This window comes from Streptomyces sp. NPDC111802 (assembly GCF_055634335.1).
Map to the genome: position 1 here is coordinate 75952 of NZ_JBVKCZ010000004.1, position 26470 is coordinate 102421.

Here is a 26470-nt window from a genome sequence, read left to right on the forward strand (position 1 = left end):
CATCATGGCCAACACCGAGACCACGCTGAAGGAATGCCTCGCCTCGATCGAGGGCGCGACCGGGGCCGCGCTCGTCGACTACACCAGCGGGATGGCGCTGGGCACGCTGGGCGGCGGCAAGAGCTTCGACCTCAATGTCGCCGCCGCCGGCAACACCGACGTCGTCCGCGCCAAGATGCGCACCATGGAGCACCTCGGCCTCAAGGGCGGCATCGAGGACATCCTGATCACCCTCACCGACCAGTACCACCTGATCCGGCTGATCACCGGGCGCGGGGGCAACGGCCTCTTCCTGTACCTGGTCCTCGACGCGAAGCGGGCCAATCTGGCGATGGCCCGGCACCAGTTGAAGAAGATCGAGGAGGATCTGGAAGTCTGACCTAGACCAGCGCCGCGGTGCGGCGGCGGGCCCCACCCGGGGCCGCGTCGCCCGCCGCGATGCCCGTACTGCGGTAGGCCTTCACGGCCTTGCCCGCGGGACGGCCGCCGCGGCTGTCGAGCCAGTCGACCCGCACCCACAGCAGGGCGTTCCCGGCCCGCTCCCGCCGGCCGAGCCACGCCGCCTTGAGCCGGAGCCCCGCCCCGCACCCCGCGAGCAGCATCCCGCCCGCCGCGGGCACGGCGAACGCGCTGCCCAGCGCGGCGGCGAAGGCGAGCACCAGCCACCAGCGGTGACCCTGGCGCCAGTTGCGCACGGCCACCGCACGGTCCTGGAGCACATCGTGCTTGCCTGCGCGGGCCGCCGAGCGGATCAGGCCGGCGTAACGCTTGCGGCGGGCGTACGCGACCACGGCCGTCGCCACGATGAACAGCGCGGCACCGGCCAGGACGCCGATCCTGCGGCCCGTGACACCCGGAACCAGTACGCCGATGCCCGCCGCGAACACCCCGAGCCACCACAACGGCGCCGACCCGGCCCGTACGACGACGGCCACCCGAGCCAGCCCCTGTCCTCCTGCGCGCGCCACGTCCGGCCTCCCGTCCCATGTCTGCCAGCTGCTGTGCGCGCACGCTAGCCAGCCAACGTGAGACGAGTCTTAAGAAGTCACCCGCCCGGCAGAACTCACTCGACGAACAACCCCCGGGACGCCGCCCGCGCGTCGAACTCCTCCAGCCGCGCCTGCGCGTCCGGCAGGTCGTCGCACATCGCCTCCAGCAGGACCCGGCCGAGCAGCATCGGCGCGCAGGCCGTGTCGAAGGCGAGGCCCGTGCCGACGGCCGCCGGCAGCAGCAGGTCGGAGACCTTGGCGACCGGCGCGAACGCGGAGTCGGCCACGGTCACCACCGTCAGCCCGGCCTCCTTGGCGTAGGCCAGGGTGTCCACGACCTCGCGCGGATGCCGGGGCAGCGCGAAGCAGAGCAGGGCGCTCGCGCCGGCCCGTACGGCGGCGTCGATCCGGTCGTGGATCATCGTGCCGCCCTCGTTCAGCAGCCGTACGTCCGGGTGGACCTTGGCGGCGAAGTACGAGAAGCCGTACGCCTGGGAGGCGGCGGCGCGCAGGCCGAGCACGGGCAGCGGGCGCGAGGCCGAGAGCAGGCGCCCCGCCTTCTGCACCGGGCGCGGGTCGGCGAGCACCTCGGCCAGGTGCCGGAGGTTCTCGATCTCGGCCTCCACGGCCTGCTGGTACTCGTTGTACGAGCCGGCGTCCGGGGCCTGTTCCACGGGCGCGACCTCGCGCAGGTGCCGGCGCAGCGCCGGGTAGCCGTCGAAGCCGAGGGCGACGGCGAAGCGGGTCACGGAGGGCTGGCTGACCCCGGCCAGCTCGGCCAGCTCCACGCTGGACAGGAACGGCACGTCGGCGGCCCGCCGCACCATGCTGTGCGCGATGCGCCGCTGGGTCGGGGTGAGCCGGTGCCCCTCGAAGAGCGCCTGAAGTCGCGCGGCGGGGCTGTCCGACCCGTTGGTGTTCCTGTCCGCGCTCATGCCGCGCTCCCCCTCCAGATCTCCGTGAACCGGTCCAGCAGTGCGGCCGCCGCCGTCACATCATCGGTGAGCGGACGATCAACCAGGTCGTCGTCGAGCACCGACTCGGCCAGCGCCATCGCCCGGCCGACCGGAAGCTCAGGGTCGGGCCTCAGACCGCGCTGGCGCAACGCCCGCACGGCGGCGACCAGTTCACAGCCGACGACGAGACGGTACGCGCCGCACGCGCGCAAGGTCTGCCGCGCGGCGAGCGAGGCGAAGCTGGCCTGCTCCTCCACGCCCCGGGAGAGTACAGCGTGGCCGAGCGAGGCGGGAGCGGAGAAGGCGCGCAGGTCGCCCAGGGCGGCCGCGGCGGCGTACTCCAGGATCATCACGCCGGACGAGGCGGGCTCCTGGTCGGCGAGGAAGGGCTTCAGACGGGTGTAGGCGGGCTCGTTCAGGGTGGACAGCCGGGAGGTCGACAGCCGCGCCACCTGGGTCAGCGCAAGCCTGAAGTGGTCGAGGGCGAGGGCGAGTTGGGCCTGATAGAAGCCGCCGTGGTGGTAGGCGGCCATGTCCTCGGGGGAGATGAGGGGGTTCTCGGCGGCGGCGTTGATCTCGACCGCGAGCACCTCCTCCAGGGCGTCGGCGGCGTCGTTCGCGGGGCCGTGGATCTGGGGCAGGCAGCGGAAGCCGTACGGGTCCTGGATCCGGCCCAGCGGCGGGGTGGGCCGGTCCTCGGCGCCGATCAACTCCCGCATCCGGCGGGCGACTTCGGTGCTGCCCCGGTGCGGTCGGGCGGTGTGCACGGGGGCGGCGTACGCCTCGTGGGAGCCGTCGACGGCGAGCAGTGACAGGGCGGCGACGACCTGGGTGGCGGCGACGAGCCCGCGCAGTTCGTGCAGGGCCAGGGCCGCCTGGCCGAGGGTGAGGGCGTTGCTGCTGATGAACGCGAGGGCGTCGTTGTTGTCGAGCGGCTGCGGTTCGGGGGATCCGGAGCCGCGCCAGGGATGCTCGCCGGCCAGCGCGAGGCCGGTCTGGGCCAGCGCGGCGAGGTCTCCGGTGCCGACCGAGCCGAACTCGTTCACGACCGGGTGGGCGCCGCTCTCCAGCGCCTCGCACAGCGCGGTGATGACGGTGGGCCTGAGGCCCGCGCCCCCGGCCAGCAGCTGGTTGGCGCGTACGGCGAGCATGGCCCGCACCTGCCGGGCGGGCAGCTCCTCACCGATCGCGCCGGCGTGGCTGCGCAGCAGGCGCAGGCCGTGCTCGGCGGCGGCCTCGGTGGGTACGTCCTCGTTCCGGTTGGCGCCCACACCGGTGGAGCGGCCGTAGACACGCCCGGTCGCGGCGATGAGGCGGGCCGCGTCCCAGGACTCCTCGGCACGCTTCATCGCGTCGGTCGCGGGCACCGGCCGCGCGGCCCCCTCGGCAAGACGCACGACGTCCTCGACGCCGATCCCGATCCCGTCGAGGACGACCAAGGCGGTATGCCCGGACGACACAGCATCCGGCGTGTCCACGATCCGAGACGACATAAAGCTCAAACACCCCTCAATCCGGACACTCGATCTTGCACTTCAGTCATCCGTTACTTCGGATTTACACCAACCCGTTGACAACTTATTCACCTACCGAGAACTCTGCATGACGTTATACAGCCGGGCAAGGGACATCTCATGATCCAGTTCGACGCGGTCCACAAGCGCTTCCCCAACGGCACGACAGCAGTCCACGATCTCTCCCTGGAGGTGCCGGAGGGCGGCGTGACCGTCCTGGTCGGATCCTCCGGTTGTGGCAAGACGACCACCCTGCGGATGATCAACCGGATGGTCGAGCCGACCTCCGGCACCATCCGGGTCGGTGGCAAGGACGTCACCCGGCAGGACGCCGCCGAGCTGCGCCGCTCCATCGGGTACGTCATCCAGCAGGCGGGCCTCTTCCCGCACCGCACGGTGCTCGACAACGTCGCCACCGTGCCGCTGCTGCTGGGCTGGAGCCGCCGCAAGGCACGCTCCCGCGCGGCCGAGCTCCTGGAGACCGTCGGTCTCGCGGCCGACGCCGGCGGGCGCTACCCGCACCAGCTCTCCGGCGGCCAGCAGCAGCGCGTCGGTGTCGCCCGCGCGCTCGCGGCCGACCCGCCGGTGCTGCTGATGGACGAGCCGTTCGGCGCGGTCGACCCCGTCGTGCGCGCCCAGCTCCAGGACGAACTGCTCAGACTCCAGAAGGAGTTGAGCAAGACCATCGTCTTCGTCACGCACGACGTCGACGAGGCCGTACGCCTCGGCGACCAGATCGCGATCTTCCGCACCGGCGGCCACCTCGTCCAGTGCGCCTCCCCCACCGAACTCCTCGCCCGCCCCGCCGACGACTTCGTGGCCGACTTCCTCGGCGCCGAGCGCGGCCTGAAGCTGCTGTCCCTGAAGACCCTCGCGAAGGTCCCGCAGGGCCCGGCGCCGGAGGGCGGCGACTGGAGCCTGGTGCTCGACGCGGCGAACAAGCCCCTGCACTGGGCGTCGAAGGACGCCGAACTCCCCGTACGACCGCTGAAGGACGACGACTCCCTCCTGTCGGCCCTCGACGAGTCCCTCGCCTCGCCCACCGGCCTGATAGCCCGCGTCGACGCGGACGGCGCCCTCACCGGCGTCTCCTCCCGCGACGACATCCACCAGCACGCGGGCCAGGCGCACTCGGATGCCCGGGTGGCGGCATGACCATCGACTGGTCGTGGATAGGCGACCACACCGACGACCTCACCACCCTGACGATCTCCCACCTCCAGGCCGCGCTGACCGCCGTCTTCCTCGGCGTACTGATCTCGCTGCCCCTCGCGGTGGTCGCGCACCGGATCCGCCCGCTGCGCGGCTTCCTGCTCGGCCTCTCGAACGTCCTGTTCACGATCCCGTCGATCGCGATCTTCGTGCTTCTGCTCCCGGTGTCGGGCCTCACCCGCACCACGACCGTGATCGGCCTGACCGTCTACACCCTGGTCGTCCTGCTGCGGAACACTGTCGAGGGCCTCGACTCGGTCCCCGTGAAGGTGAAGGAGGCCGCGAAGGCGATGGGCACGCGCCCCCTGCGCACGCTCCTGACGGTCGAGTTCCCGCTCGCGCTCCCCGTGATCATGGCCGGCGTCCGGATCGCGACCGTCATGTCCATCTCCCTGGTCTCGGTCGCGACCTATATCGGCGACGGCGGCCTCGGCCAGCTCTTCACCGACGGCTTCCAGCGCAACTTCCCCACCCCGGTGATCGTCGGAGTGGTCCTCACCCTCCTGCTGGCGGTGGTCGCGGACGCGCTGCTGGTCGCTGTCCAGTACGTCCTGACCCCGTGGCGGAGGCGGCGAGCCTGACATGTACGAACTCTTCAAGAACCTCGGCGAATGGCTGGTCAGCGGCGAGCAGTGGTCCGGCCCTGACGGCATCGGACACCGCCTGGCCGAGCACCTCCAGTACTCCCTCCTCGCCACGCTCATCGCGGCCGCGATCGGCCTCCCCGTCGGCCTGCTGATCGGCCACACCGGCAGGGGCGCCTTCCTCGCGATCAACCTCGCGTCCTTCGGCCGCGCCCTGCCGACCGTCGGCCTGGTCGTGCTGGTCTTCCTGGCCGGCGGACTGTCCATGCTGCCGGTCTACGTCGCCCTGGTCGCCCTCGCGGTCCCGGCGATCGTCACCAACACCTACGCGGGGATGACGGCCGTCGACCCGGACGTGAAGGACGCGGCGCGCGGGCAGGGGATGCGCGGCCACCAGGTCCTCTTCCAGGTGGAGCTCCCCCTAGCCCTCCCGCTGATCATGACGGGCCTGCGTCTGGCACTGATCCAGGTCGTGGCCACGGCGACGATCGCCGCCTACGTCTCCTTCGGCGGCCTGGGCCGCTACGTCTTCGACGGCCTCGCCCAGCGCGACCTCGTGCAGGTGCTCGGCGGCGCGGTGCTGGTCGCCGTGGTCGCCGTAGCCCTCGACCTGGCCCTGTCCGGCCTCCAGCGCTTCCTCTTCCGCCACCGCACTGCCTAGGGACCCTTCCGATGAACCGACGTACTCTCCTCGGCGGCCTCTTCGCAGCCGCCTCCGTCCCCGCCCTCGCCGCCTGCTCCAGCGGCATCACCTCCCTGGAAAGCCAGGGCGGCTCCGGCGCCGGCGGCGGCTCCAGCAAGGGCGGCATCACCATCGGCACCGCCAACTTCACCGAGAACCAGGTGCTCGGCTACCTCTACGCCGCCGTACTCGACGCGGCCGGCGTGCAGGTGAGCGTCCGCCCCAACCTCGGCACCCGCGAAATCGTCTTCCCCGCCCTGAAGAGCGGCGACATCGACCTCCTGCCCGAGTACCAGGGCGCGCTCCTGACCTACCTCGACACCAAGGCCACGGCGACGGAGGAGGGCGCGATGCAGAACGACATCACCATCGCCCTGCCCACCGGACTTCAGGTACTGCCGTACGGCGCGGCCGAGGACGCCGACGCCTTCGCCGTCACCAAGGAGACGGCACAGAAGTACGGCCTGACCTCCCTCGCCGACCTGAAGAAGCTGAACGGCAAGCTCGTCATCGGCGCCGCCCCCGAGGTGAAGACGCGTCGGGTCGGCGTCGTCGGCCTCAAGGAGGTGTACGGCGTGGAATTCAAGGAGTTCAAGTCGCTCGACTCCTCCGGACCGCTCGTCAAGGGCGCCCTGAAAAAGGGGGACGTGGACGTGGCGAACCTGTTCACCACCGACACCGACATCCTGGACAACGGCTGGGTGGTCCTGACCGACCCCAAGAACCTCATCCCCGGCCAGCACGTCGTCCCCCTCATCGCCGACCGCAAAGCGGACTCCACGGTCCGCAAGGCCCTCGCGCGCCTCGGCAGCACCCTGACCACCGCCCAGCTCACCGAGCTGAACCGGCAGGTCGACAAGGACAAGAAGGACCCGGAGGACGTGGCGAACGCGTACGCCAAGGAGCACGGGCTGGTGAAGTGACGGCACAGTGCCGTACACCCCCATCCGAACAGGGGGGCTAACCCCAGTGCGGCCCCCTGTCCCGCTGCCTACCGTGGCTGCATGACCGGAATGGATGCGCGGGACACCGAGCTCAAGAAGGAACTCAACGCCACCCTGCAGGCACGCAGGGAACTGGGCGACGACTACGAGTCCGCGCTGGTCGACTCGTTCATGGAGAAGGTCGACCAGCGCATCGACGGAGCTGTCGAGCGCCGGCTGCGGCGGCAGCTGGCCGAGCAGCAGATGGTGGTGGCCCGGGGGGCGCGGTCGCCGAAGACCACGGACACCTTCGGCGAGCGCTTCGGCTTCGGCATCGTCTCGCTGGTACTGGCGATCCCCCTGTCGGCGATCGGCGGCGGCGTGGCCCACCTCCCCGGCCTGCTGGTCGCCTGGGTCGGCATCGTGGGGGTCAACGTCGTCCAGGCGGCCCGCACCAACCCCGGCCTCTTCCGCAGCTGGCGCCGCAAGCCGGCCAAGGACGAGGACCGCTGGGAGGACTGAGCCTCCCCGAGCGTCCCCGCCGGCGTCGTGGCGCTCATGCCTGCCGGGTCGGCATCGCCATGATCTGCCGCAGGTTCACATGCCGGGGCCGGCTCGCCGCGTACGCCACCACGTCGGCGAGCTCCTCGGCCGCCAGCGCGCCCACGACCTCCAGCATGCCGTCGACCTGCCCCGACACCTCGTCGTTGTCGGTGTGCAGCCGCAGCTCGCTCTCCACGAACCCGGGCTCGATGTTGGTGACCCGCACGTCCCGCGGCCCGAACTCGGTGCGCAGGCACTGGGAGAGATGGGTGATCGCGGCCTTGGTCGCCCCGTACACCCCGTAGTTGGGGAAGGCGAGGTGCGCGCCGATGGACGAGATGTTCACCAGGTCGGCCGTGCGGCCGTCCGCGGCCGCCGCCACCAGATCACCGGTGAACTCCCGGACGATACGCAGCACCCCGGTCACATTGGTGTCGATCATCCGCTGCCACTCGTCGAGCCGCCCCGCCTCCACCGGGTTGCCCAGCATGACACCGGCGTTGTTGACGACGAGGTCGACGGCCCCGTACGCCTCGTGGACGCACTCCGCCGCGGCGGCCACGGACGCGTCGTCGGTGACGTCCGCGACGACGGCCAGCGCGGCACCGCCGCCCGCCGTGATCTTCGCGGCGAGCTCGTCCAGCCGCTGCGCGCGCCGGGCCAGCAGGGCGACCCGCGCTCCCCGCTCGGCGAGCAGCACGGCGATGGCCTCGCCGATCCCGCTCGCCGCTCCGGTCACGACGGCGGTACGGCCGGTCAGGTTCTCGTACGACATGGGACTCCTCCAGGTGAGGGAGCCACCGGGGCGTCTCCCCGGCGACTGGCGAACACCCCCCACCCTCGGCCGCCGCGCCCGCCCTACCCAGGGATGTGTTGTTCCTGTGTCTGGCAGTACCAGGCTCAGGGTCCACCGCGCGGCTACGCTCGAACCCATGGACGGGGACCTGGGAGACTTCCTGCGCTCGCGCCGCGGCCGGATCCAGCCGGAGGAGGTGGGGCTGTCCTCGTACGGGCGGCGCCGCGTTCCGGGCCTGCGCCGCGAGGAGGTGGCGCAGCTGGCGGGGGTGAGCGTCGACTACTACGTCCGGCTGGAGCAGGGGCGGGGGCAGCATGTCTCCGACGCCGTCCTGGACGCCGTCGCACGGGTCCTGCGGCTGGACGAGACCGAGCACGCCTACCTGCGTACGGTGGCCCGGCCACGCCGAGGCGCACCTCGCGCGCAGTCGGCTCGCGTCCGCCCCGGCGTCCAGGCGCTGCTGGACAGCATGGACCGCACGCCGGCCTTCGTCATCGGCCCGCGCATGGACGTCCTGGCGTGGAACTCCCTCGCCGACGCGATCAGCGCTTACAGCCGGGCGGCACCCGCCGACCGCAACATCCCCCGGCATGTCTTCCTGGACCCAGCCGCCCACGACCTCTACCCGGACTGGCCCGCGATCGCCGCCCAGGCGGTGGCCCACCTCCGCCTGAACGCGGGCCACCGTCCCGACGACCAGGAGCTGAGCGCCCTCGTGGGCGAACTGTCCGTCAAGAGCGAGGACTTCCGCCGTCTGTGGGTGTACCACCAGGTCAAGGCCTGCATGTCCGGCACGAAACGCCTCCGCCACCCGCTCACGGGCCCGCTGACCCTGCCGTACGAGACCATGACCATCCAGACGGATCCGGACCAGACGCTGGTGGTGTACACGCCGGAGCGGGGCTCGGAGACGGCGGAGAGGCTCGCGCTGCTGGCCAGTTGGACGACGGCCAACGCGTAGGGCCTGTCGAAAGAGCTGTGCGCGGGGACCGCCGCACCCCCGTTTCCGGGGGGCGGGACGACGGCGGTCCCCGCGAGGGACGCGGGCCGGGTCAGGGCCGGGCTTGCGCGTCCTAGGCGTCGGTGGAGGTCCGGGAGCCGCTCCGGAGGTCCGTGACGCCGTTTTGGTGCCGGCGGGGGCGGGGAGCCGCTCCCGCCCTGCCGACACCCACTAATGTGCCGGACCCGTGTTAAGCGGGTGCTGCGCGGACGTGACGCGCTCGTACCAGTTCCGCGACGGTCCGATCGGCCCAGGTCACCGCAAGTTCGCCGCCGACACGGCCCGTTCACCGCAGGTTCGCCGCTACTTCCCGCCCTTGGCCAGGAAGGCCAGCAGGTCCTGCCGGCTGACCACACCGGTCGGCTTGCCCTCGACCAGCACGATCGCCGCGTCCGCCGCGCCCAGCACCGACATCAGGTCCCCGACCGGCTCACCGGAGCCGACCTGCGGCAGCGGCGCCGACATGTGCTTCTCCAGCGGGTCCTCCAGCGAGGCCCGCTTGGTGAACAGCGCGTCCAGCAGCTCCCGTTCGACGACCGACCCGACGACCTCGGCGGCCATGACGTCGGGGTGGCCGGCGCCCGGCTTCACGATCGGCATCTGCGAGACGCCGTACTCGCGCAGCACCTCGATGGCCTGGCCGACCGTCTCGTCCGGGTGCATATGGACGAGGGACGGGATGGCGCCGTGCTCCTTGTCGTTGAGGACGTCGGCGACGCGCGCGCTCGGGCCCTCGTCCTCCAGGAAGCCGTAGTCGGCCATCCACTCGTCGTTGAAGATCTTGGAGAGGTAACCCCGGCCGCTGTCGGGCAGCAGCACGACCACCACGTCGTCCGGGCCCAGCCGCTCGGCGACCCGCAGCGCGCCCACGACAGCCATGCCGCACGACCCGCCCACCAGCAGGCCCTCCTCCTTCGCCAGCCGCCGGGTCATCTGGAAGGAGTCCTTGTCGGACACGGCGACGATCTCGTCGGCGACGGTCCGGTCGTACGCGGTCGGCCAGAAGTCCTCACCGACGCCCTCGACGAGATACGGCCGCCCGGAGCCGCCGGAGTACACCGAGCCCTCGGGGTCGGCGCCGATGACCTTGACCTTGCCGTCGCTGACGTCCTTCAGATACCGCCCGGTCCCCGAGATGGTCCCGCCGGTGCCCACGCCCGCCACGAAGTGGGTGATCTTCCCCTCGGTCTGCTCCCACAGCTCGGGGCCGGTGGAGTGGTAGTGGGAGAGCGGGTTGTTGGGGTTGGAGTACTGGTCGGGCTTCCAGGCGCCGGGCGTCTCGCGCACGAGGCGGTCGGAGACGTTGTAGTACGAGTCCGGGTGCTCGGGATCGACGGCGGTGGGGCAGACGACCACCTCGGCCCCGTACGCCCGCAGCACATTGATCTTGTCCGTGCTCACCTTGTCGGGGCACACGAAGATGCACTTGTACCCCTTCTGCTGGGCCACGATGGCGAGCCCGACACCGGTGTTGCCGCTGGTGGGCTCGACGATGGTGCCGCCGGGCTTGAGCGCGCCGCTCTCCTCCGCCGCCTCGATCATGCGCAGCGCGATGCGGTCCTTCACGGAGCCGCCCGGGTTGAAGTACTCGACCTTGGCCAGGACGGTGGCCTGGATGCCCTTGGTCACGTTGTTGAGCCTCACCAGCGGGGTGTTGCCGACGAGACTGATCATCGAGTCGTGAAAATGCACCGTTGTCTCCGGATGCTGCAAAAGGGGTGGTCGTAGTGGTTCCGCCAGCCTACGGCCCGGTGGCCCGCGGGGCCGGTGAAGGTCGTTCACTCGCCGTTGGGATTGGGCCACGGTCCGTGCGGGGCAAGCAGTTGATGTACGGCTATGAGGAGGTGGCGGCGACGCATGACGAGCATGTCGAGGGCGAGGGTGGCCCGACGGATCGCGGCGGGCGCCGCGTACGGCGGAGGCGGCGTCGGTCTGGCCGGCGCGGCGGCCGTGGGTCTGGTGCTCGCCGAGGTGCGGATGGCCAGGCGCCATGTGGGCAACGGCACCAGCAACCACGTACCGAACGCCGACGGCCGGTACGGCCACCTCTACGACACCCCCGGTGAGCCGCCGCTGCGCCTGACGATGCTGGGTGACTCCACGGCCGCGGGCCAGGGCGTGCACCGGGCGGCCCAGACGCCGGGCGCGCTGCTCGCCTCGGGGCTGGCGGCGGTGGCGGAGCGTCCGGTGGTCCTGCGCAATGCGGCCCTGCCGGGCGCCCGCTCGGACGACCTGGACCGCCAGGTGGCCCTGGTGCTCGCCGATCCCGCCCTGACACCCGACGTCTGCGTGATCATGATCGGCGCCAACGACGTCACGAACCGTATGCCGCCGACCCGCTCGGTCCGCCATCTGTCCTCGGCGGTACGCCGGCTGCGCACGGCCGGTGCGGAGGTGGTCGTCGGCACCTGCCCCGACCTGGGCACGATCGAACCGGTGCAGCAGCCGCTGCGCTGGCTGGCCCGCCGGGCGTCTCGGCAATTGGCGGCGGCCCAGACGATCGGTGTGGTGGAACAGGGCGGCCGTACGGTCTCCCTCGGCGACCTGCTGGGCCCGGAGTTCGAGGCGAACCCACGGGAGCTCTTCGGCCCCGACAACTACCACCCCTCCGCGGAGGGGTACGCCACCGCGGCGATGGCGGTCCTGCCGACGGTCTGCGCGACGCTCGGCCTGTGGCCGGCGGAGGAGGAGCGCCCCGACGTCACCCGCCGCGAGGGCTTCCTCCCGGTCGCCCGAGCCGCGGCCGAGGCCGCGTCGGAGGCCGGCACCGAGGTCACCGCAGCGATGCCGACCGGCCCGAAGGGCCCCTGGGCCCTGCTGAAACGCCGCCGCCGGCGCCGCGTCCCGGAGCCGGACCGTGCGCCGGTGACGCCGTCGTCGTGAATGCGGCGGGCGCGAGGAAAGCAAGCGCTTAGAAAATTGCGGTCAGGGTCACACCGCCACACCCGTGACCCTGTGCGTACGTACGGGTAACTTCCCTCACAGCCCTGCCCGACCCCCTGGTATGCCACTGGAGCCGTGATGCCCGAAGCCGTCATCGTCTCGACCGCCCGCTCCCCGATCGGCCGCGCCGTCAAGGGCTCCCTCAAGGACCTGCGCCCGGACGACCTCACCGCCACCATCATCCAGGCCGCCCTGTCCAAGGTCCCCGAGCTGGACCCGAGGGACATCGACGACCTGATGCTCGGCTGCGGTCTCCCCGGCGGCGAGCAGGGCTACAACCTGGGCCGCATCGTCGCCGTGCAGATGGGCATGGACCACCTCCCCGGCTGCACGATCACCCGCTACTGCTCCTCCTCCCTCCAGACCAGCCGGATGGCCCTGCACGCCATCAAGGCCGGCGAGGGCGACGTCTTCATCTCGGCGGGCGTCGAGACGGTCTCCCGCTACGCCAAGGGCAGCTCCGACGGCCTGCCGGACACCACCAACCCGCTCTTCGACGAGGCGCAGGCCCGCACCGCCGCCACCGCCGCGTCCGAGGGCTCCACCTGGCACGACCCGCGCGAGGACGGCCTGCTCCCCGACCCCTACATCGCGATGGGGCAGACCGCGGAGAACCTGGCCCGCGCCAAGGGCATCACCCGCCAGGACATGGACGAGTTCGGCGTCCGCTCGCAGAACCTCGCCGAGGAAGCCATCAAGAACGGCTTCTGGGAGCGCGAGATCACCCCGGTGGCCCTCCCCGACGGCACCGTCATCAGCAAGGACGACGGCCCCCGCGCCGGCGTCACGCTGGAGGGCGTCGCGGGCCTGAAGCCGGTCTTCCGCCCCGACGGCCTCGTCACCGCCGCCAACTGCTGCCCCCTCAACGACGGCGCCGCCGCGGTCGTCATCATGTCCGACACCAAGGCCCGCGAGCTCGGCCTCACCCCGCTCGCCCGCATCGTCTCCACCGGCGTCTCGGGCCTGTCCCCCGAGATCATGGGCCTCGGCCCGGTGGAGGCCAGCAAGCAGGCCCTCCAGCGCGCCGGCCTCACCATCGACGACATCGACCTGGTCGAGATCAACGAGGCGTTCGCCGCCCAGGTGATCCCGTCCTACCGCGAGCTGGGCATCGACATCGACAGGCTGAACGTCAACGGCGGCGCCATCGCCGTCGGCCACCCCTTCGGCATGACCGGCGCCCGCATCACCACCACGCTCATCAACTCCCTCCAGTTCCACGACAAGCAGTTCGGCCTGGAGACGATGTGCGTCGGCGGCGGCCAGGGCATGGCGATGGTCATCGAGCGCCTCAGCTGAAGTCCCTAGGTAGTCAACTCACGACCCAGCGTGAGGCTTCGGCCCAGAACCCGGGAAACTCCACGGTTCTGGGCCGTTTTGTGATCCAATCTCCCCCAGGATGTGACCTATCTCCCTTCGCGGAGGGATTTACGCAGGTCAGAGCTGTTTCACCACCAAACCCCAGGCCCAAAACCCTGTCCGTTTCGTGACGTTACGCACTGACAGCTGGATAGTCCGCCCTTCAAGCTGATGTAGGAAGTCGGGGGTCGACTTTGAACCGGGAGTACGTCAGTGAGCGCCATGCCGATCGCCTTGCTGCTCACCACGGCCGCCACCGGCGCCGTGGGCGTCGCCGTCCTGCGCACCCTCAGGGTGCTGCGCCGACAGGTCGCGGCCCTGCACACCGAGCTGGCACAGAGCAACGCCAACGCGGCCCGCGGTCTCGTCCCGCCGGCCCGCCTCTCCGCCGACGCCGATGAGATACGCGCGGCCGTCGCCGAGGCGCTCGCCGAGGAACGCGAGCGGGAGCTGGCCGAGGCGCGCGCCTTCTGGGCCGCCCAGGAGTCCCGTGACGCCTCCGACGGGCCGACGCTGCTGGGTCTGTCCGACAGTGAGCTGTTCCTGCCCCGGCAGTCCGATTTCGCGGGCCTGGAGCACCTGGAGCCGGTGACGGAGCCGGCCGCGGACGCCGATGAATTCCCCGGCGGCGCCCCCACCGGGGGAGACTCGCCGGAGCTGGCCGCGGCCCGCCGCCGCCACCCCTCCCACCCGGACTTCGTCCCCGTCCAGTCACCGGTGGTCAACGACCACGAACGCACGGTGTCCACCCTTGAGGAACTGGCCGCATCCGCCGTCGAACTGACCGACGTCCGCCCCGGCCCGCTGGGCACCCTGGACGTCTACGTCTTCGCCGACGGCACCACGCTGTGCATGACCCCGGGCCACCGGGAGACGGCGGAACGCCTTGCGGCGGCCCTGCGCGCCGGCGAGACGCCGGTACTGCTGGGCGGTTCGGGTGTCTCTGGCGCGTACACGCTGACCTTCGCGTGCGGCGAGGAGAGCGTCTACATCCTGGCCGACCGGGTCATAGCGTCCCTCTAGGGCCTGTCGTTTGGATCATGCCGGCGTCGCGGGGTGTGGCACGCACTCCCCCAGAGGGGGGACCCCCAGCCGCGTTGTCGTCAGTCGCCGACGCTCCGCGTCGACTCCCTCCTCCGCCTTGCAGCTGCACGCACCACACCCCGCTCGGGTTGGTTGAAAGGCGCAGTCTCTCTCAGCCGACCTGATCCAAACGACAGACCCTAGCGTTCACACCCCGGCGCGCTTCTGCGCCTCCTCCACCAGCATCACCGCCTCCTCGACCTCCCCCTCGTTCGTGAGTACGAGGGCCAAGTCATGGACGGCGACGGTGACTTGGTCGGCCGCCGCGAACATCCCGGCGTCGGGCATCTCCCTGGGCTCCGCCCCGGGCGCCTCCAGAAGCTGGGCCCGACGGGACAATTCCCTGGCCAGCGCCAGTGCCTCCGCGGCGGCGCTGCGCTGCAGCCGGCTCTGCGGCGCCGCCCGCAAGCGGTCGGCGAAGTGATCTACGGCTCGGGTCAAACGCGTCGTATCAACCACGCCGTGAGCGTACGCGACTGTTGCCAACGGGCGAACGCTCAGGCACGGTGACCTGAAGGACCGGCTTACATCCCCTTTGCGTCCGGAGGCGCCGATGTCCCACGTCCTCTCCGAGGAGACCCACCGCAACATGCTCGCCCGCATCCCCCACTGCACCGGTCGTGAAGTCTCCGACTGGTTGCGCGCCGTAGAAGAAGGCCCGGCTCTCTTCAACTTCGAGGAGAAGGTCAGCTGGCTCCGCCATGAGCACAACCTCGCGTACGGCCACGCGAAGGCGATCGTCCACGAGTACGACCTGAGGAGGGCCGCGCGCAAACTGCTCTAGGCGCGCACAGGGACAGGACATGCCGAAGGGCCCCGGGTGACGACCCGGGGCCCTTCGCTCACGACCGTCTCAGATCAGTCGCTGCTGCTGAGGATCGAGATGAGCCTCAGGAACTCCATGTAGATCCACACCAGCGTCATCGTGAGACCGAAGGCCGCCAGCCAGGCCTCCTCGCGCGGAGCGCCGTAGGCGATGCCGTCCTCGACCTGCTTGAAGTCCAGGGCGAGGAAGCAGGCGCCGAGCAGGATGCCGATGACACCGAACAGGATGCCGAGCGGGCCGCTGCGGAAGCCGAGGCCGTCACCGCCGCCGAAGACCGCGAACAGCAGGTTGATCGCCATCAGGACGATGAAGCCGAGCGCGGCCGCCATCACGAAGCCGACGAAGCGGCGGTTGACGCGGATCCAGCCCGCCTTGTACGCCACCAGCACCGCGGCGAAGACCGCGAGTGTGCCGAGCACCGCCTGCATGGCCGCACCGCTGGCGATGCGGTTGTCGACGACGCTGGAGACCACGCCGAGGAACACGCCCTCGAACGCGGCGTACGTCAGGATCAGCGCGGGCGAGGCCTTGCGCTTGAAGGACTGGACGAGCGCCAGCACCATGCCGATCAGGCCGGCGCCGATCGCGATGCCGTAGGACCGGCTGATGTTCGCGTCGTCGACCGGCAGCGTCGCCCAGGCGAGCGCGGCCGTGACGATCAGGACGCCGAGCGTGGTGCCGGTGCGCATGAGGACGTCGTCCATCGTCATGCGGCCGGTGGTGACCGGCGCCTGCGGCGGCGCGCCGTACTGCAGGTCCTGCTGGGCGTAAGGGTTCTGCGCGTACGGGTTGCCGGCCTGCGGCTGGGCATACGGGTTGCCCTGCGTGCCGACAGCGGCGCCCCCGGCCTGCGGCGCGGTGTTGAAGCCCGCGTAGCCGTTGTCGCGGCTGAACCCCCGTCGCGAGAAGACCGGGTTGCTGCTCCTCATTTCACTCCTCCATGATCGCCGTGCGCGACCTTGGCTCAAGAGTAATAGGTGGGCAAAGGATTGACCCTACTGCTTGGGGAGGATCTTTCCCTCGTCGTGCGGGCCAACACGCTACGCGGCCGGGTGATTCCCGGCCACGGAGGGGCTCATTCATGACCAACCTGCGACGTGGCCGGAACCTGTCGGAGATCACCCGCCCGGCCCGGGCCGCCGGGTCACCCGAACGGAAACCCCGTGTACGCCTCGGCGAGATCCGTCTCGGCCGCCCTCGATCCCGCGATCCGCTCCAGCCGCGCGAGCTGGAGCCGGTCCTCGAACGGCGTGGCCTCGGGGGCGCGGTGCAGCAGCGTCGTCATGTCGTAGGAGAACCGCTCGGCCTGCCAGACGCGGCGCAGACAGGTCTCGGAGTAGGCGTCGAGGAGTTCCGCCGAACCCGTCCCCTTCTCGTACGCCAGCGCCCGCGCGAAGGTGACGACGTCACCAACGGCCAGATTCAGTCCCTTCGCGCCCGTCGGAGGCACGATGTGCGCCGCGTCACCGGCCAGGAAGAGACGGCCGTGGCGCATCGGCTCGTGGACGTAGGACCGCATGGGGGTGACCGACTTCTGGGTGATGGGGCCGCGCTCGAGGCGCCAGTCGTCGGCCGTCTCGAAGCGGCGCTCCAGCTCCGCCCAGATCTCGTCGTCGCTCCACGCCTCGGCGTCCGTGCCCTCGGGCACCTGGAGGTAGAGGCGGGAGACGGACGGGGAGCGCATGGAGAGCAGGGCGAAGCCGCGGTCGTGGCGGGCGTAGACGAGTTCGTCGTGCGAGGGGGCCACGTCGGCGAGGATGCCGAGCCAGCCGAAGGGGTACGTCCGCTCGAAGACCCGGACCAACTCCTCGGGGATCGCCTTGCGGGAGACGCCCCAGAAGCCGTCGCAGCCGACGACGTAGTCGCATTCGAGGACGCCCTCGACGCCCTCGTGCCGGAAGCGCACGCGCGGGCGGTCGGTGTCCGCGCCCTCCACCGCCAGCGCCTCCGCCTCGAACAGCAGCGGGCCGCCCTCCTTGAGCTGGAGGGCGATGAGGTCCTTGCAGACCTCGGTCTGGGCGTAGACCATCACCGAGCGGCCGCCGGTGCGGGCGGGGAAGTCGACGCGGTGGCGTTTACGGTCGTAGCGCAGCTCGATGCCGTCGTGTCGCAGGCCCTCGCGGTCCATCCGCTCCGCGGCGCCGGCCGCGCGCAGCACGTCCACCGTGCCCTGCTCCAGGATTCCGGCGCGCTGGCGGTGCTCGACGTAGGCGCGGTCGCGGCTCTCCAGGACGACCGAGTCGATGCCGGCGCCGTGCAGCAGCCGCGCGAGGAGGAGGCCGGCGGGGCCCGCTCCGATGATGCCGACGGTGGTGCGCATCGGGCGCTTCCCTTCTCGCTGTTCGCGTGGTGAAGTTTTATTCACCAACTCTGGATGCGAGTGTCCGGCCGCACGCGCCCGCTGTCAACGGTTGCGGTGAACTCTTGAAGGAAGGGAGTGCATCGGAAGTGCCCAGAGCCGGACTTGAACCGGCACGCCCGCGAAGGGGCAGCGAGGTTTAAGCTCGCCGTGTCTGCATTCCACCATCTGGGCAGGCCATGGGCTCCGCATCGAGATCCCGAGCCTATCGGGATACATCCCCCGAACAGCGGACGGGCGGACCGATGTTGTCTTATTTTATTGACGTCTGAGGGTGCATCAGCCCACGGAACACGCCATCCGCACTTGCCAATAGCCTTACGTGCGGCGGTCGGCGGCGCATACGGAATGACGGAATTTCACCGTCCAAACGAGGACGCTCCACCTGTTCCGAAGCGAACAACTGTCAGGGGCCCCCGTCATCCTCAGGTATGACACAGCCGCCCCCGGTCCATCCGGAGTCTGCCTTCGGAACCGGAACAGGGACGGACTACACGGCGATCCCCGGCCGGGACGATGGATACGTCCTTCGAACACACCGCCGTCCCTTCAGGAGCGTTCTTCTCGTGACCACCGCACCCATCGCCGACCGGGCCACCACCGTGGCCGCACGGGCCACGGATCTGTCGAAGATCTACGGACAGGGCGAGACCCAGGTGGTCGCCCTGGACCGGGTCTCCGTCGAATTCCGGCAGGCCGAGTTCACCGCGATCATGGGCCCCTCCGGCTCCGGGAAGTCCACGCTGATGCACTGCGTGGCCGGCCTGGACACGTTCTCCTCCGGTTCGGTGCGCATCGGCGACACCGAGCTCGGCTCCCTGAAGGACAAGCAGCTCACCAAGTTGCGCCGGGACAAGATCGGCTTCATCTTCCAGGCGTTCAACCTGCTGCCCACGCTGACCGCCCTGGAGAACATCACCCTCCCGATGGACATCGCGGGCCGCAAGGCGGACAAGCAGTGGCTGGACTCGGTGATCGGGATGGTCGGCCTCGCCGACCGGCTCAGCCACCGCCCCGCCCAGCTCTCCGGCGGCCAGCAGCAGCGCGTCGCCGTCGCCCGCGCACTCGCCTCCAAGCCCGAGATCATCTTCGGCGACGAGCCGACCGGAAACCTCGACTCGCGCTCCGGCGCCGAGGTGCTGGGCTTTCTGCGCAACTCCGTACGGGAGTTGGGGCAGACGGTGGTGATGGTGACCCACGATCCGGTGGCCGCCGCGTACGCGGACCGCGTGGTGTTCCTCGCGGACGGACGGATCGTCGACGAGATGTACCGGCCGACCGCGGACAACGTGCTCGACTTCATGAAGCAGTTCGACGCGAAGGGCCGCACCAGCTGATGTTCCGCACTGCCCTGCGCAACGTACTCGCGCACAAGGCCCGGCTGTTGATGACCGTGCTCGCCGTGATGCTCGGCGTCGCGTTCGTCTCCGGCACCCTGGTCTTCGCCGACACCCTCTCCAACGCCTTCCGCAACCAGTCGGCGAAGAGCTACGACGACGTCGCCGTCTCCGTCACCTCGCACGCCGACCCGGACAACCCCGAGGAAGAGCCCGGCCTCTCCCGGAAGACCCTCGACAAGATCTCCGCCGTGGACGGCGTCGCCGGCGCCTACGGCCGCGTCGAGGGCTTCGCCGGGGTCGCCGACCCCGACGGAAAGCTGATCGGCGTCGGCTGGTCCAACAAGGGCTCCAACTTCGCCCCCGGCAAGGACGGCAAGGACACCGCCTACACGTTCACCGACGGCTCGGGCCCGGTGAAGGACGATCAGATCGCCCTGGACAAGGAGTCCGCGACCAAGGGCGAGTACCGGGTCGGCGACCGGGTGCGGGTCGCGACCAACGGGCCGGTGAAGGAGTTCACCCTCAGCGGTGTCTTCACCACCGAGGACGGCGCCGTGAACGCCGGCGGCAGCCTCGTCCTCTTCGACACCGCGGTCGCCCAGAAGCAGTACCTCAAGCCGGGCTACTTCGAGAGCGTCACCGTCACCGCCGCCCCCGGCGCGGACGACGCGAAGATCCTGGACGCGGTCAAGCCGCTGCTGCCGGACACCGCCGAGGCCCAGACCGGCCAGGCGCTCGCGGACGAGCAGGCCAAGCAGATCGAAGAGGGCATGAGCTCGCTCAAGCAGATCCTGCTCGGGTTCGCGGGCATCGCGCTCTTCGTCGGGATCTTCCTGATCTCCAACACCTTCACGATGCTGGTCGCCCAGCGCACGAAGGAGATCGCCCTGATGCGCGCCGTCGGTGCGTCACGCAAGCAGATCACCCGCTCGGTGCTCGCCGAGGCCGCGGTGGTGGGCCTGGTCGCGTCGGTGATCGGCTTCGTCCTCGGCATTGGCCTCGCGGTCGGTCTGCGGTCCGGAATGGCCGCGTTCGAGATGAAGATCCCGGACGGCCCGCTGGTCCTGTCCGCCACGCCGGTGATCGCCGCGATCGCGGTCGGTGTGCTGATCACGATGTTCGCCGCCTGGCTGCCCGGCCGCCGGGCCGCGAAGATCCCGCCGGTGGCGGCCATGAACAGCGTCCACGCGGTGGCCACCACCAAGTCGCTGGTGCTGCGCAACTCCATCGGTACCGCCGTCACCGCCCTCGGCGCGGCCGGCATCGTGCTGGGTGCCTCGACCGGCGGCAGCGACGGCCGGATGTACATCGGTGCGGGCGCGTTCTTCGCGCTGATCGGTGTGATCATCCTGATCCCGCTGCTGTCCCGGCCCGTGATCGCGCTCGTCCGTCCGCTGCTCGTCGGCCCCTTCGGGGTGGCCGGCAAGCTGGCCGGCCAGAACGCCGTCCGCAATCCGCGCCGTACCGGCGCCACCGCCTCGGCGCTGGCGATCGGGCTGACGCTGGTGACCGGCCTGTCGGTGCTCGGCATCACGGTCGGCACGGCCATCGACAAGATGACCACGGACAACATCAAGGCCGACTACATGGTCTCGATGGCGAACGGCGGTGACCTCGACCAGTCCGCACTGACGGCGCTGGAGAAGGCCAAGGGCGTCTCCGCGGTCTCGCCGCAGCAGGACGCCTACTTCCTGGTCGGTGCCGACGACTACGTGTCCGCTTCCGCGGTCACTCCGGGCGACATCGAAAAGGTCCTGAACGTCGATGTCGTCAGCGGCAGCGTCGACTCGCTCGCCAAGGGCCGGATCGCGGTCGCCGAGAAGACGGCCAAGAGCAAGGGCTGGAAGACCGGCGACACCGTCCCCGTCACCTTCGGCGACGAGAAGAAGGACACGCTGACGGTCGGCGCCGTCTTCAAGGACAGCGAGTTCCTCTCCTCCGTCCTCATCGACACCAAGGTCGTGAACCAGCACGAGACGAAGCCGTACATCCGGCAGATCTTCGTGAAGGTGGACGGCGGCCAGTCCTCGGCGAACGAGAAGGTCCTCATCGACGCGCTGGGCGACAACCCCGCGATCACGGTCATGGACCGGCAGGACATCCGCAACGAGTTCGGCGGCGCCATCAACACCCTGCTGAACATCATGTACGGCCTGCTGGCGATGGCCCTGATCATCGCGGTGCTGGGCGTCGTCAACACCCTGGCGATGTCGGTCTTCGAACGGCAGCAGGAGATCGGCATGCTGCGCGCGATCGGTCTCGACCGGCGCCGGGTGAAGCGGATGGTCCGGCTGGAGGCCGTGGTCATCTCGGTGTTCGGCGCGGTCGTCGGCATCGGTCTCGGCTCGTTCCTCGGCTGGGCGATCGGCGAGACCATCGCGGAGCAGATCCCGGGCTACGCGCTGGTCCTGCCGTGGGACCGGATCGGGATCTTCCTGGTGCTGGCCGGTCTGGTGGGCGTCCTGGCCGCGCTGTGGCCGGCCCGCAACGCCGCCAGGCTGAACATGCTGAACGCCATCAAGGCCGAGTGACCAAGCTCCGCCACACCGAAGGGCCGGGCTTCCCCATGACGGGGGAGCCCGGCCCTTGCGCTTGTGTCCGGATCAACGGCGTTCGCGCTCACTCCACTTGCGGGCCCGCAGCGGCATCCCGGAAACCCCCTCTTCCGGCGTCTTCACCGCCAGCACCTGGTTGACGCCGATGCGGTTGCGCTCGAAGGACACCGCGGAGGCGGCCATGTACAGCCGCCAGACGCGGGCGCGCCCGATGCTGGTGAGCCTGACCGCGCGGGCCCAGTCGGCCTCCAGATTGGCGACCCAGCGCCGCAGGGTCAGGGCGTAGTGCTCCCGGATCGACTCCACGTCGCGCACCTCGAAGCCGGCGCGTTCGAGCTGGGTGACGGTGGCCCCGATGGGCTGGAGCTCGCCGTCGGGGAACACATAGGCGTCGATGAACTCGTCGACCTCGTACGTCGATTCGTCGCGCTGCGGCCGGCGCCCGATCTGGTGGTTGAGCAGCCGCCCGCCCGGCTTCAGCAGCCGGTGCAGCACATCGGCGTACTCCAGGTACCGCTCCCCGCCGACGTGTTCGGCCATGCCGATGGAGGAGATGGCGTCGTAGGGCGCGTCGTCGACGTCCCGGTAGTCCTGGACGCGGATCTCCACCTTGTCGGTGAGCCCCTGGTCGGCGACGCGCTTGCGGGCGTACGCCGCCTGCTCCTGGGAGAGGGTGATGCCGACGACGCTCACGCCGTAGTCGCGGGCCGCGTGGATGGCCATGGAGCCCCAGCCGCAGCCGACGTCGAGCAGCCGCTGACCGGGGCTCAGGTCGAGCTTGCGGCAGATGAGGTCCAGCTTGTCGCGCTGGGCGGCTTCGAGGGTGCCGTCCGGCGGCGGGGCCGGCCAGTAGGCGCAGGAGTACACCATGGACGGCCCGAGGACGATCTCGTAGAAGTCGTTGCCGACGTCGTAGTGGTGGCTGATGGCGCGTCTGTCGGTGCGCTTGGTGTGCAGATGGCCGGGCCGGCGCACCTCCTCGGGCGGCGGCGCGGGCGGCAGCGGCACCCCGCTGATCTTGACGAGGCCGCGCACGGCGGCGCGCACCTCGGGGTCCCGGAGCGCCTGAGCCAGGCTCCGGGCGTCCTCGCCCCGCTCCCACACGAGCCCCGCGAGCAGATCGAGGGCGGTGTAGAGATCCCCCTCGATGTCGATGTCCCCGGCGACCCAGGCGCGGGCCAGCCCCAGCTCACCGGGCTTCCACAACAGCCGCCGTACGGCACGGCGGTTGCGTACGACAAGGGTCGGGGCGCCGGGCGGACCCGCCTGCGAACCGTCCCAGGCGCGGATGCGCACCGGGAGCGGGACCCCCAGCAACTGTTCGACGAGGCTTTTCAGCCGCAGAGCGGCGTCGGCCATGGCGCACACCTCCGTGACAACGATCCCGGAATGTCCAACACCACGTAAACACCTGCGGACCCCCGACGCAGTCCCCCACGCGCGTTACGGCCAGGCAAAATACCTGCGGCGGGCACACAGTTGGTCCGTCCAGCGGCTCGGGAAAACGCCGAAGGACCTCCCGCACCACGGATGGCGGGAGGTCCTTCGGTTCGTTCAGCGACCGGAGCCGGTCAGGAGGCCTTCGCCTCGGTCTTCTCCGCCTTGGGCGCCGCGGGCATCGGCTTGGCGGCCTCGTAGAACTCCTCGCGCGGGTGCTCCATCGCGCCGAGGGAGACGACCTCGCGCTTGAGGAACATGCCGAGGGTCCAGTCGGCGAAGACGCGGACCTTGCGGTTCCAGGTCGGCATCGCCATGCCGTGGTAGCCACGGTGCATGTACCAGGCGAGACGGCCCTTGAGCTTGATCTTCATCTTGCCCATGACGATCATCGCCACGCCCTTGTGGAGGCCGAGGCCCGCCACCGCGCCCTTGTTGGCGTGCGAGTAGTCCTTCTGCGGGAAGCCCCGCATACCGGAGATCACGTTGTCGCCGAGGACGCGCGCCTGCCGCAGCGCGTGCTGCGCGTTCGGCGGGCACCAGGCGTTCTCGTTGCCCGCCTTGCGGCCGACGAGGTCCGGGACCTGGGCGTTGTCACCGGCGGCCCAGATGTAGTCGGTGCCCTTGACCTGGAGCGTGGGCTCGCAGTCGACGTGACCGCGGGGGCCGAGCGGCAGGCCGTAGCGGGCCAGGGCCGGGTTCGGCTTGACGCCGGCCGTCCACACGATGGTGTTGGAGTCGACCTCGAGGCCGTTCTTCAGCACGACGTGGCCGTCGACGCAGGAGTCCATGGAGGTGGAGAGGTAGACCTCGACCCCGCGGGCCTCCAGGTGCTCCTTGCCGTACTGGCCGAGCTTGGGGCCGACCTCGGGCAGGATCTTGTCGGCGGCGTCGACGAGGATGAACCGCATGTCCTCGCGGGAGACGTTGGTGTAGTACTTGGCCGCGTCGCGGGCCATGTCCTCGACCTCACCGATGGTCTCGGCACCGGCGAAGCCGCCGCCGATGAAGACGAAGGTGAGCGCCTTGCGGCGGATCTCGTCGTCGGTGGTGGAGTCGGCCTTGTCGAGCTGCTCAAGGACGTGGTTGCGCAGGCCGATGGCCTCCTCGATGCCCTTCATGCCGATGCCCTGCTCGGCGAGGCCGGGGATCGGGAAGGTGCGGGAGACCGCGCCGAGCGCGATCACCAGGTAGTCGAAGGGCAGCTCGTACGCCTCGCCGACCAGCGGGGCGATCGTGGCGACCTTGCGGTCCTGGTCGATGGTGGTGACCCGGCCGGTGAGGACCTCCGCCTTGGGCAGCACGCGTCGCAGCGGGACGACGACGTGGCGCGGGGAGATGCTGCCGGCGGCGGTTTCGGGAAGGAAGGGCTGGTAGGTCATGTACGACCGGGGGTCGACGACCGTGACGGTCGCCTCGCCGTAGCGCATCTTCTTGAGAATGCGCCGAGCTGCGTACAGGCCTACGTACCCACCGCCTACTACGAGGATCCTGGGACGCTCCGTGGTGCTCATGCCATCGAGTATCCACCCGCCTCAGGGGGGTCGCTCGTGCGCCCCTTCACAAGCTCTTGCAGGCACTGTGCTACCATCCCCGGCCCGCGTTACGCACCTCATGGTCACGTCGGGGAACCGGTGGGCGGTACGACCCGTTGTCAATGCCGCGTGAGCTGCCTCTCCGGGCTCCAGGGCCCCCTGTGAGCGGGCCGGGACACCCTCCGTCGCGAGGCTCTCGAAGCTCCCTTACATCGACCATCTGAACATGTTCAAGACCCTGTTCACCCCTCGGAAGGGTCAACCGACAGCGATCTGTGCTCCGACAGGGCCGAATTCCTTGTGAAGAACTTCACGAACTTTCTTGAGCGCGTCACTTCGAGTGGGCTCCGAGGGGCCCGAAAGGCCCCCCGAGGAGTGCTCATACGCTAACCGCACCGCTCAGCCGATGGCTACCGATCGGTAGCAAACGAGACACGAACCACCCCTCCGAGGCGATCTGAGTCACCGTCACCCGGTCGGTCACATTCCGCGCGAAAATGATCGAGAGGCCACATAGCGTGCAGCCATGATCACCTCACGGAAGGCCCCCAAGCGGGCCGGCAAGCGAATAGTCTCGGTCGGCGTTGCCCTGGGCATCGCCCTGGCGGCGGGGGCGGCCACGGCCGCGTCCGCCGCGGCCACATCCGACCACGAGCCCTCCAAGGCCACGGTCGCCCAGACGAGTCCGAGCCACGACGATGACGACGACGGGTGCAACGGCCTCATCGTCCTCATCTGCAACTGACCCACCGCCCGCACGGGCTCGCACGACGGCCCCGGTCCCTCCCCACGAGGCACCGGGGCCGTTCCGCGTCGCCGCGCGTGTCAGTGACCGCGCTTGGCGGCCTCCGCGTCCTCCGCCACCTTGAAGGCGATGCCGTCGAGGATGTCGTGCTCGCTGACGACGACCTCCTCGGCACCGATCCGCTCCATGATCGCCAGCAGCACCAGCGCGCCGGCCGCGATGACGTCGACCCGCCCCGGGTGCATGGAGGGCACGGCGGCGCGCTCGGCGTGGGTGGAGCGCAGCAGCCAGTGGGTGATCTCGCGCACCCGGTCGGCGGTGATCCGGGAGTGGTGGATGCGGGTCGAGTCGTACTCGGGCAGATCCAGGGCGATGGCCGACACCGTGGTGACCGAACCGGCCAGCCCCACCAGCGTCCTGGCCTCGCGCAGCGGCACGGTCTCCTCGGCGAGGTCGAGAGCCGCCTCGATGTCGGCCCGTATCGCCGCGACCTGCTCCTCGGACGGGGGGTCGGAGACCACGCCGTCCCGCACCAGATGCCGCTCGGTCATCCGCACACAGCCGACGTCGACGGAGCGCGCCGCGCGCACATGCTCCTCGCCGACGACGAACTCGGTCGACCCACCGCCGATGTCCACGACGAGGTAGGGCCGGTGCAGGTCCGCACGCCCGGTCAGCTCCTTCGTCGCGCCCGTGAAGGAGAACTCGGCCTCCTGGTCCCCGGTGATGACCTCGGGCTCGACGCCCAGGATGTCCATCACCCCGCGCACGAACTCGTCCCGGTTCTCGGCGTCCCGGGAGGCGGACGTGGCCACGAAGCGAAGCCGCTCGGCGCCGTGCTCCTTGATGATCGCCGCGTAGTCACGGCAGGCGGCGAAGGTCCGCTCCAGCGCCTCCGGGGCGAGCCGCCCCGTACGGTCGACGCCCTGGCCGAGCCGCACGATGGTCATACGGCGGTCCAGGTCGACGAGTTCACCAGCGCCTGGGTCGACATCTGCGACGAGGAGCCGGATGGAGTTCGTACCGCAGTCGATGGCTGCGACGCGGGTCATGGGGTGCCTTCCGATGTACGGGACAGTACGGGACATT

25 protein-coding genes and 1 tRNA gene are annotated in these 26470 nt (G+C 70.3%); 14 read left to right on the top strand and 12 right to left on the bottom strand.

The window, feature by feature from the left end; genetic code table 11:
- The first annotated feature begins 4 nt into the window (after positions 1 to 4).
- Complete coding sequence (locus tag ACZ7NC_RS05175) at positions 5 to 379, top strand: roadblock/LC7 domain-containing protein (protein ID WP_471485023.1); 375 nt, start codon at positions 5 to 7, stop codon at positions 377 to 379.
- A 1-nt stretch (position 380) separates the two neighbouring features.
- Here ACZ7NC_RS05175 and ACZ7NC_RS05180 read toward each other — a convergent pair whose 3' ends face one another.
- The 3 genes from ACZ7NC_RS05180 to ACZ7NC_RS05190 all read right to left on the bottom strand — a co-directional run bounded on the left by ACZ7NC_RS05180 (position 381) and on the right by ACZ7NC_RS05190 (position 3438).
- On the bottom strand, positions 381 to 968 hold the full coding sequence (locus tag ACZ7NC_RS05180) for a hypothetical protein (protein WP_471485024.1): 588 nt from the start codon (positions 966 to 968) through the stop codon (positions 381 to 383).
- 95 nt (positions 969 to 1063) lie between these two features.
- Positions 1064 to 1924 carry a MurR/RpiR family transcriptional regulator gene (locus ACZ7NC_RS05185; protein WP_471485026.1) on the bottom strand — a complete coding sequence of 287 codons (861 nt, stop codon included), beginning with the start codon at positions 1922 to 1924 and terminating at the stop codon, positions 1064 to 1066.
- Positions 1921 to 3438 carry an aromatic amino acid ammonia-lyase gene (locus ACZ7NC_RS05190; protein ID WP_471485027.1) on the bottom strand — a complete coding sequence of 506 codons (1518 nt, stop codon included), beginning with the start codon at positions 3436 to 3438 and terminating at the stop codon, positions 1921 to 1923. Before ACZ7NC_RS05190 ends, ACZ7NC_RS05185 begins: the two co-directional genes overlap by 4 nt.
- Positions 3439 to 3579: 141 nt before the next feature.
- On the opposite strand from ACZ7NC_RS05190, the gene ACZ7NC_RS05195 reads away from it, so the two are divergent.
- From ACZ7NC_RS05195 to ACZ7NC_RS05215, 5 genes are all read left to right on the top strand, one after another.
- The gene (locus ACZ7NC_RS05195; protein WP_471485029.1) at positions 3580 to 4614 is read left to right on the top strand and encodes an ABC transporter ATP-binding protein; all 1035 of its coding nucleotides are present in this window, start codon (positions 3580 to 3582) and stop codon (positions 4612 to 4614) included.
- Positions 4611 to 5252 (top strand): ABC transporter permease, encoded by a 642-nt coding sequence (locus ACZ7NC_RS05200; RefSeq protein WP_471485030.1) that lies wholly within the window; start codon positions 4611 to 4613, stop codon positions 5250 to 5252. The genes ACZ7NC_RS05195 and ACZ7NC_RS05200 overlap by 4 nt, the downstream gene beginning before the upstream one ends.
- A 1-nt stretch (position 5253) precedes the next feature.
- Positions 5254 to 5916: an ABC transporter permease gene (locus ACZ7NC_RS05205; RefSeq protein ID WP_471485032.1), complete on the top strand. Its 663-nt coding sequence runs from the start codon at positions 5254 to 5256 to the stop codon at positions 5914 to 5916.
- A gap of 11 nt (positions 5917 to 5927) precedes the next feature.
- The gene (locus ACZ7NC_RS05210; protein ID WP_471485034.1) at positions 5928 to 6860 is read left to right on the top strand and encodes an ABC transporter substrate-binding protein; all 933 of its coding nucleotides are present in this window, start codon (positions 5928 to 5930) and stop codon (positions 6858 to 6860) included.
- 81 nt (positions 6861 to 6941) lie between these two features.
- On the top strand, positions 6942 to 7382 hold the full coding sequence (locus ACZ7NC_RS05215) for a hypothetical protein (protein WP_471485036.1): 441 nt from the start codon (positions 6942 to 6944) through the stop codon (positions 7380 to 7382).
- Between the two features lie 34 nt (positions 7383 to 7416).
- Here ACZ7NC_RS05215 and ACZ7NC_RS05220 read toward each other — a convergent pair whose 3' ends face one another.
- Positions 7417 to 8178, bottom strand: coding sequence for an SDR family oxidoreductase (locus ACZ7NC_RS05220; protein WP_471485037.1), 762 nt, complete (start codon positions 8176 to 8178; stop codon positions 7417 to 7419).
- Between the two features lie 157 nt (positions 8179 to 8335).
- Here ACZ7NC_RS05220 and ACZ7NC_RS05225 point away from each other — a divergent pair, with 157 nt between their 5' ends.
- Positions 8336 to 9160 carry a helix-turn-helix transcriptional regulator gene (locus tag ACZ7NC_RS05225; RefSeq protein ID WP_471485039.1) on the top strand — a complete coding sequence of 275 codons (825 nt, stop codon included), beginning with the start codon at positions 8336 to 8338 and terminating at the stop codon, positions 9158 to 9160.
- Positions 9161 to 9502: 342 nt separating this feature from the next.
- Here ACZ7NC_RS05225 and ACZ7NC_RS05230 read toward each other — a convergent pair whose 3' ends face one another.
- On the bottom strand, positions 9503 to 10891 hold the full coding sequence (locus ACZ7NC_RS05230) for a cystathionine beta-synthase (protein ID WP_471485041.1): 1389 nt from the start codon (positions 10889 to 10891) through the stop codon (positions 9503 to 9505).
- A 165-nt stretch (positions 10892 to 11056) separates the two neighbouring features.
- On the opposite strand from ACZ7NC_RS05230, the gene ACZ7NC_RS05235 reads away from it, so the two are divergent.
- From ACZ7NC_RS05235 to ACZ7NC_RS05245, 3 genes are all read left to right on the top strand, one after another.
- Entirely contained in the window at positions 11057 to 12082 is a 1026-nt protein-coding gene (locus tag ACZ7NC_RS05235) for an SGNH/GDSL hydrolase family protein (RefSeq protein WP_471485043.1), read from the top strand.
- 138 nt (positions 12083 to 12220) lie between these two features.
- Complete coding sequence (locus ACZ7NC_RS05240; protein WP_471485045.1) at positions 12221 to 13441, top strand: acetyl-CoA C-acetyltransferase; 1221 nt, start codon at positions 12221 to 12223, stop codon at positions 13439 to 13441.
- 282 nt (positions 13442 to 13723) lie between these two features.
- Positions 13724 to 14524 carry a hypothetical protein gene (locus ACZ7NC_RS05245; protein WP_471485377.1) on the top strand — a complete coding sequence of 267 codons (801 nt, stop codon included), beginning with the start codon at positions 13724 to 13726 and terminating at the stop codon, positions 14522 to 14524.
- A gap of 207 nt (positions 14525 to 14731) precedes the next feature.
- On the opposite strand, the gene ACZ7NC_RS05250 is transcribed toward ACZ7NC_RS05245, so the two are convergent.
- Positions 14732 to 15043, bottom strand: a complete 312-nt coding sequence (locus ACZ7NC_RS05250; RefSeq protein WP_471485047.1) for a hypothetical protein — start codon at positions 15041 to 15043, stop codon at positions 14732 to 14734.
- Positions 15044 to 15137: 94 nt separating this feature from the next.
- Between ACZ7NC_RS05250 and ACZ7NC_RS05255 the strand changes: the two genes are divergently transcribed.
- Positions 15138 to 15368 (top strand): DUF4287 domain-containing protein, encoded by a 231-nt coding sequence (locus tag ACZ7NC_RS05255; protein ID WP_471485049.1) that lies wholly within the window; start codon positions 15138 to 15140, stop codon positions 15366 to 15368.
- A 74-nt stretch (positions 15369 to 15442) separates the two neighbouring features.
- On the opposite strand, the gene ACZ7NC_RS05260 is transcribed toward ACZ7NC_RS05255, so the two are convergent.
- The 3 genes from ACZ7NC_RS05260 to ACZ7NC_RS05270 form a co-directional block, all read right to left on the bottom strand.
- Positions 15443 to 16339 carry a Bax inhibitor-1/YccA family protein gene (locus ACZ7NC_RS05260; protein ID WP_471485050.1) on the bottom strand — a complete coding sequence of 299 codons (897 nt, stop codon included), beginning with the start codon at positions 16337 to 16339 and terminating at the stop codon, positions 15443 to 15445.
- A gap of 215 nt (positions 16340 to 16554) precedes the next feature.
- The gene (locus ACZ7NC_RS05265) at positions 16555 to 17730 is read right to left on the bottom strand and encodes a 4-hydroxybenzoate 3-monooxygenase (protein WP_471485052.1); all 1176 of its coding nucleotides are present in this window, start codon (positions 17728 to 17730) and stop codon (positions 16555 to 16557) included.
- Positions 17731 to 17859: 129 nt separating this feature from the next.
- Positions 17860 to 17943, bottom strand: a tRNA-Leu gene (locus ACZ7NC_RS05270).
- A 392-nt stretch (positions 17944 to 18335) separates the two neighbouring features.
- Here ACZ7NC_RS05270 and ACZ7NC_RS05275 point away from each other — a divergent pair.
- Both ACZ7NC_RS05275 and ACZ7NC_RS05280 read left to right on the top strand, forming a co-directional pair.
- Positions 18336 to 19106 (top strand): ABC transporter ATP-binding protein, encoded by a 771-nt coding sequence (locus tag ACZ7NC_RS05275; RefSeq protein WP_471485054.1) that lies wholly within the window; start codon positions 18336 to 18338, stop codon positions 19104 to 19106.
- Positions 19106 to 21640: an ABC transporter permease gene (locus ACZ7NC_RS05280; protein ID WP_471485056.1), complete on the top strand. Its 2535-nt coding sequence runs from the start codon at positions 19106 to 19108 to the stop codon at positions 21638 to 21640. The genes ACZ7NC_RS05275 and ACZ7NC_RS05280 overlap by 1 nt, the downstream gene beginning before the upstream one ends.
- Before the next feature lie 72 nt (positions 21641 to 21712).
- Here the strand turns inward: ACZ7NC_RS05280 and ACZ7NC_RS05285 are convergent, their stop codons facing one another.
- Positions 21713 to 23023 carry a class I SAM-dependent methyltransferase gene (locus ACZ7NC_RS05285; protein ID WP_471485058.1) on the bottom strand — a complete coding sequence of 437 codons (1311 nt, stop codon included), beginning with the start codon at positions 23021 to 23023 and terminating at the stop codon, positions 21713 to 21715.
- A 212-nt stretch (positions 23024 to 23235) separates the two neighbouring features.
- Entirely contained in the window at positions 23236 to 24615 is a 1380-nt protein-coding gene (locus tag ACZ7NC_RS05290; RefSeq protein WP_471485060.1) for an NAD(P)/FAD-dependent oxidoreductase, read from the bottom strand.
- A 547-nt stretch (positions 24616 to 25162) separates the two neighbouring features.
- Here ACZ7NC_RS05290 and ACZ7NC_RS05295 point away from each other — a divergent pair.
- The gene (locus tag ACZ7NC_RS05295) at positions 25163 to 25381 is read left to right on the top strand and encodes a hypothetical protein (RefSeq protein WP_471485062.1); all 219 of its coding nucleotides are present in this window, start codon (positions 25163 to 25165) and stop codon (positions 25379 to 25381) included.
- 80 nt (positions 25382 to 25461) lie between these two features.
- Here the strand turns inward: ACZ7NC_RS05295 and ACZ7NC_RS05300 are convergent, their stop codons facing one another.
- Entirely contained in the window at positions 25462 to 26433 is a 972-nt protein-coding gene (locus ACZ7NC_RS05300) for a Ppx/GppA phosphatase family protein (RefSeq protein ID WP_471485064.1), read from the bottom strand.
- Positions 26434 to 26470: the final 37 nt, after the last annotated feature.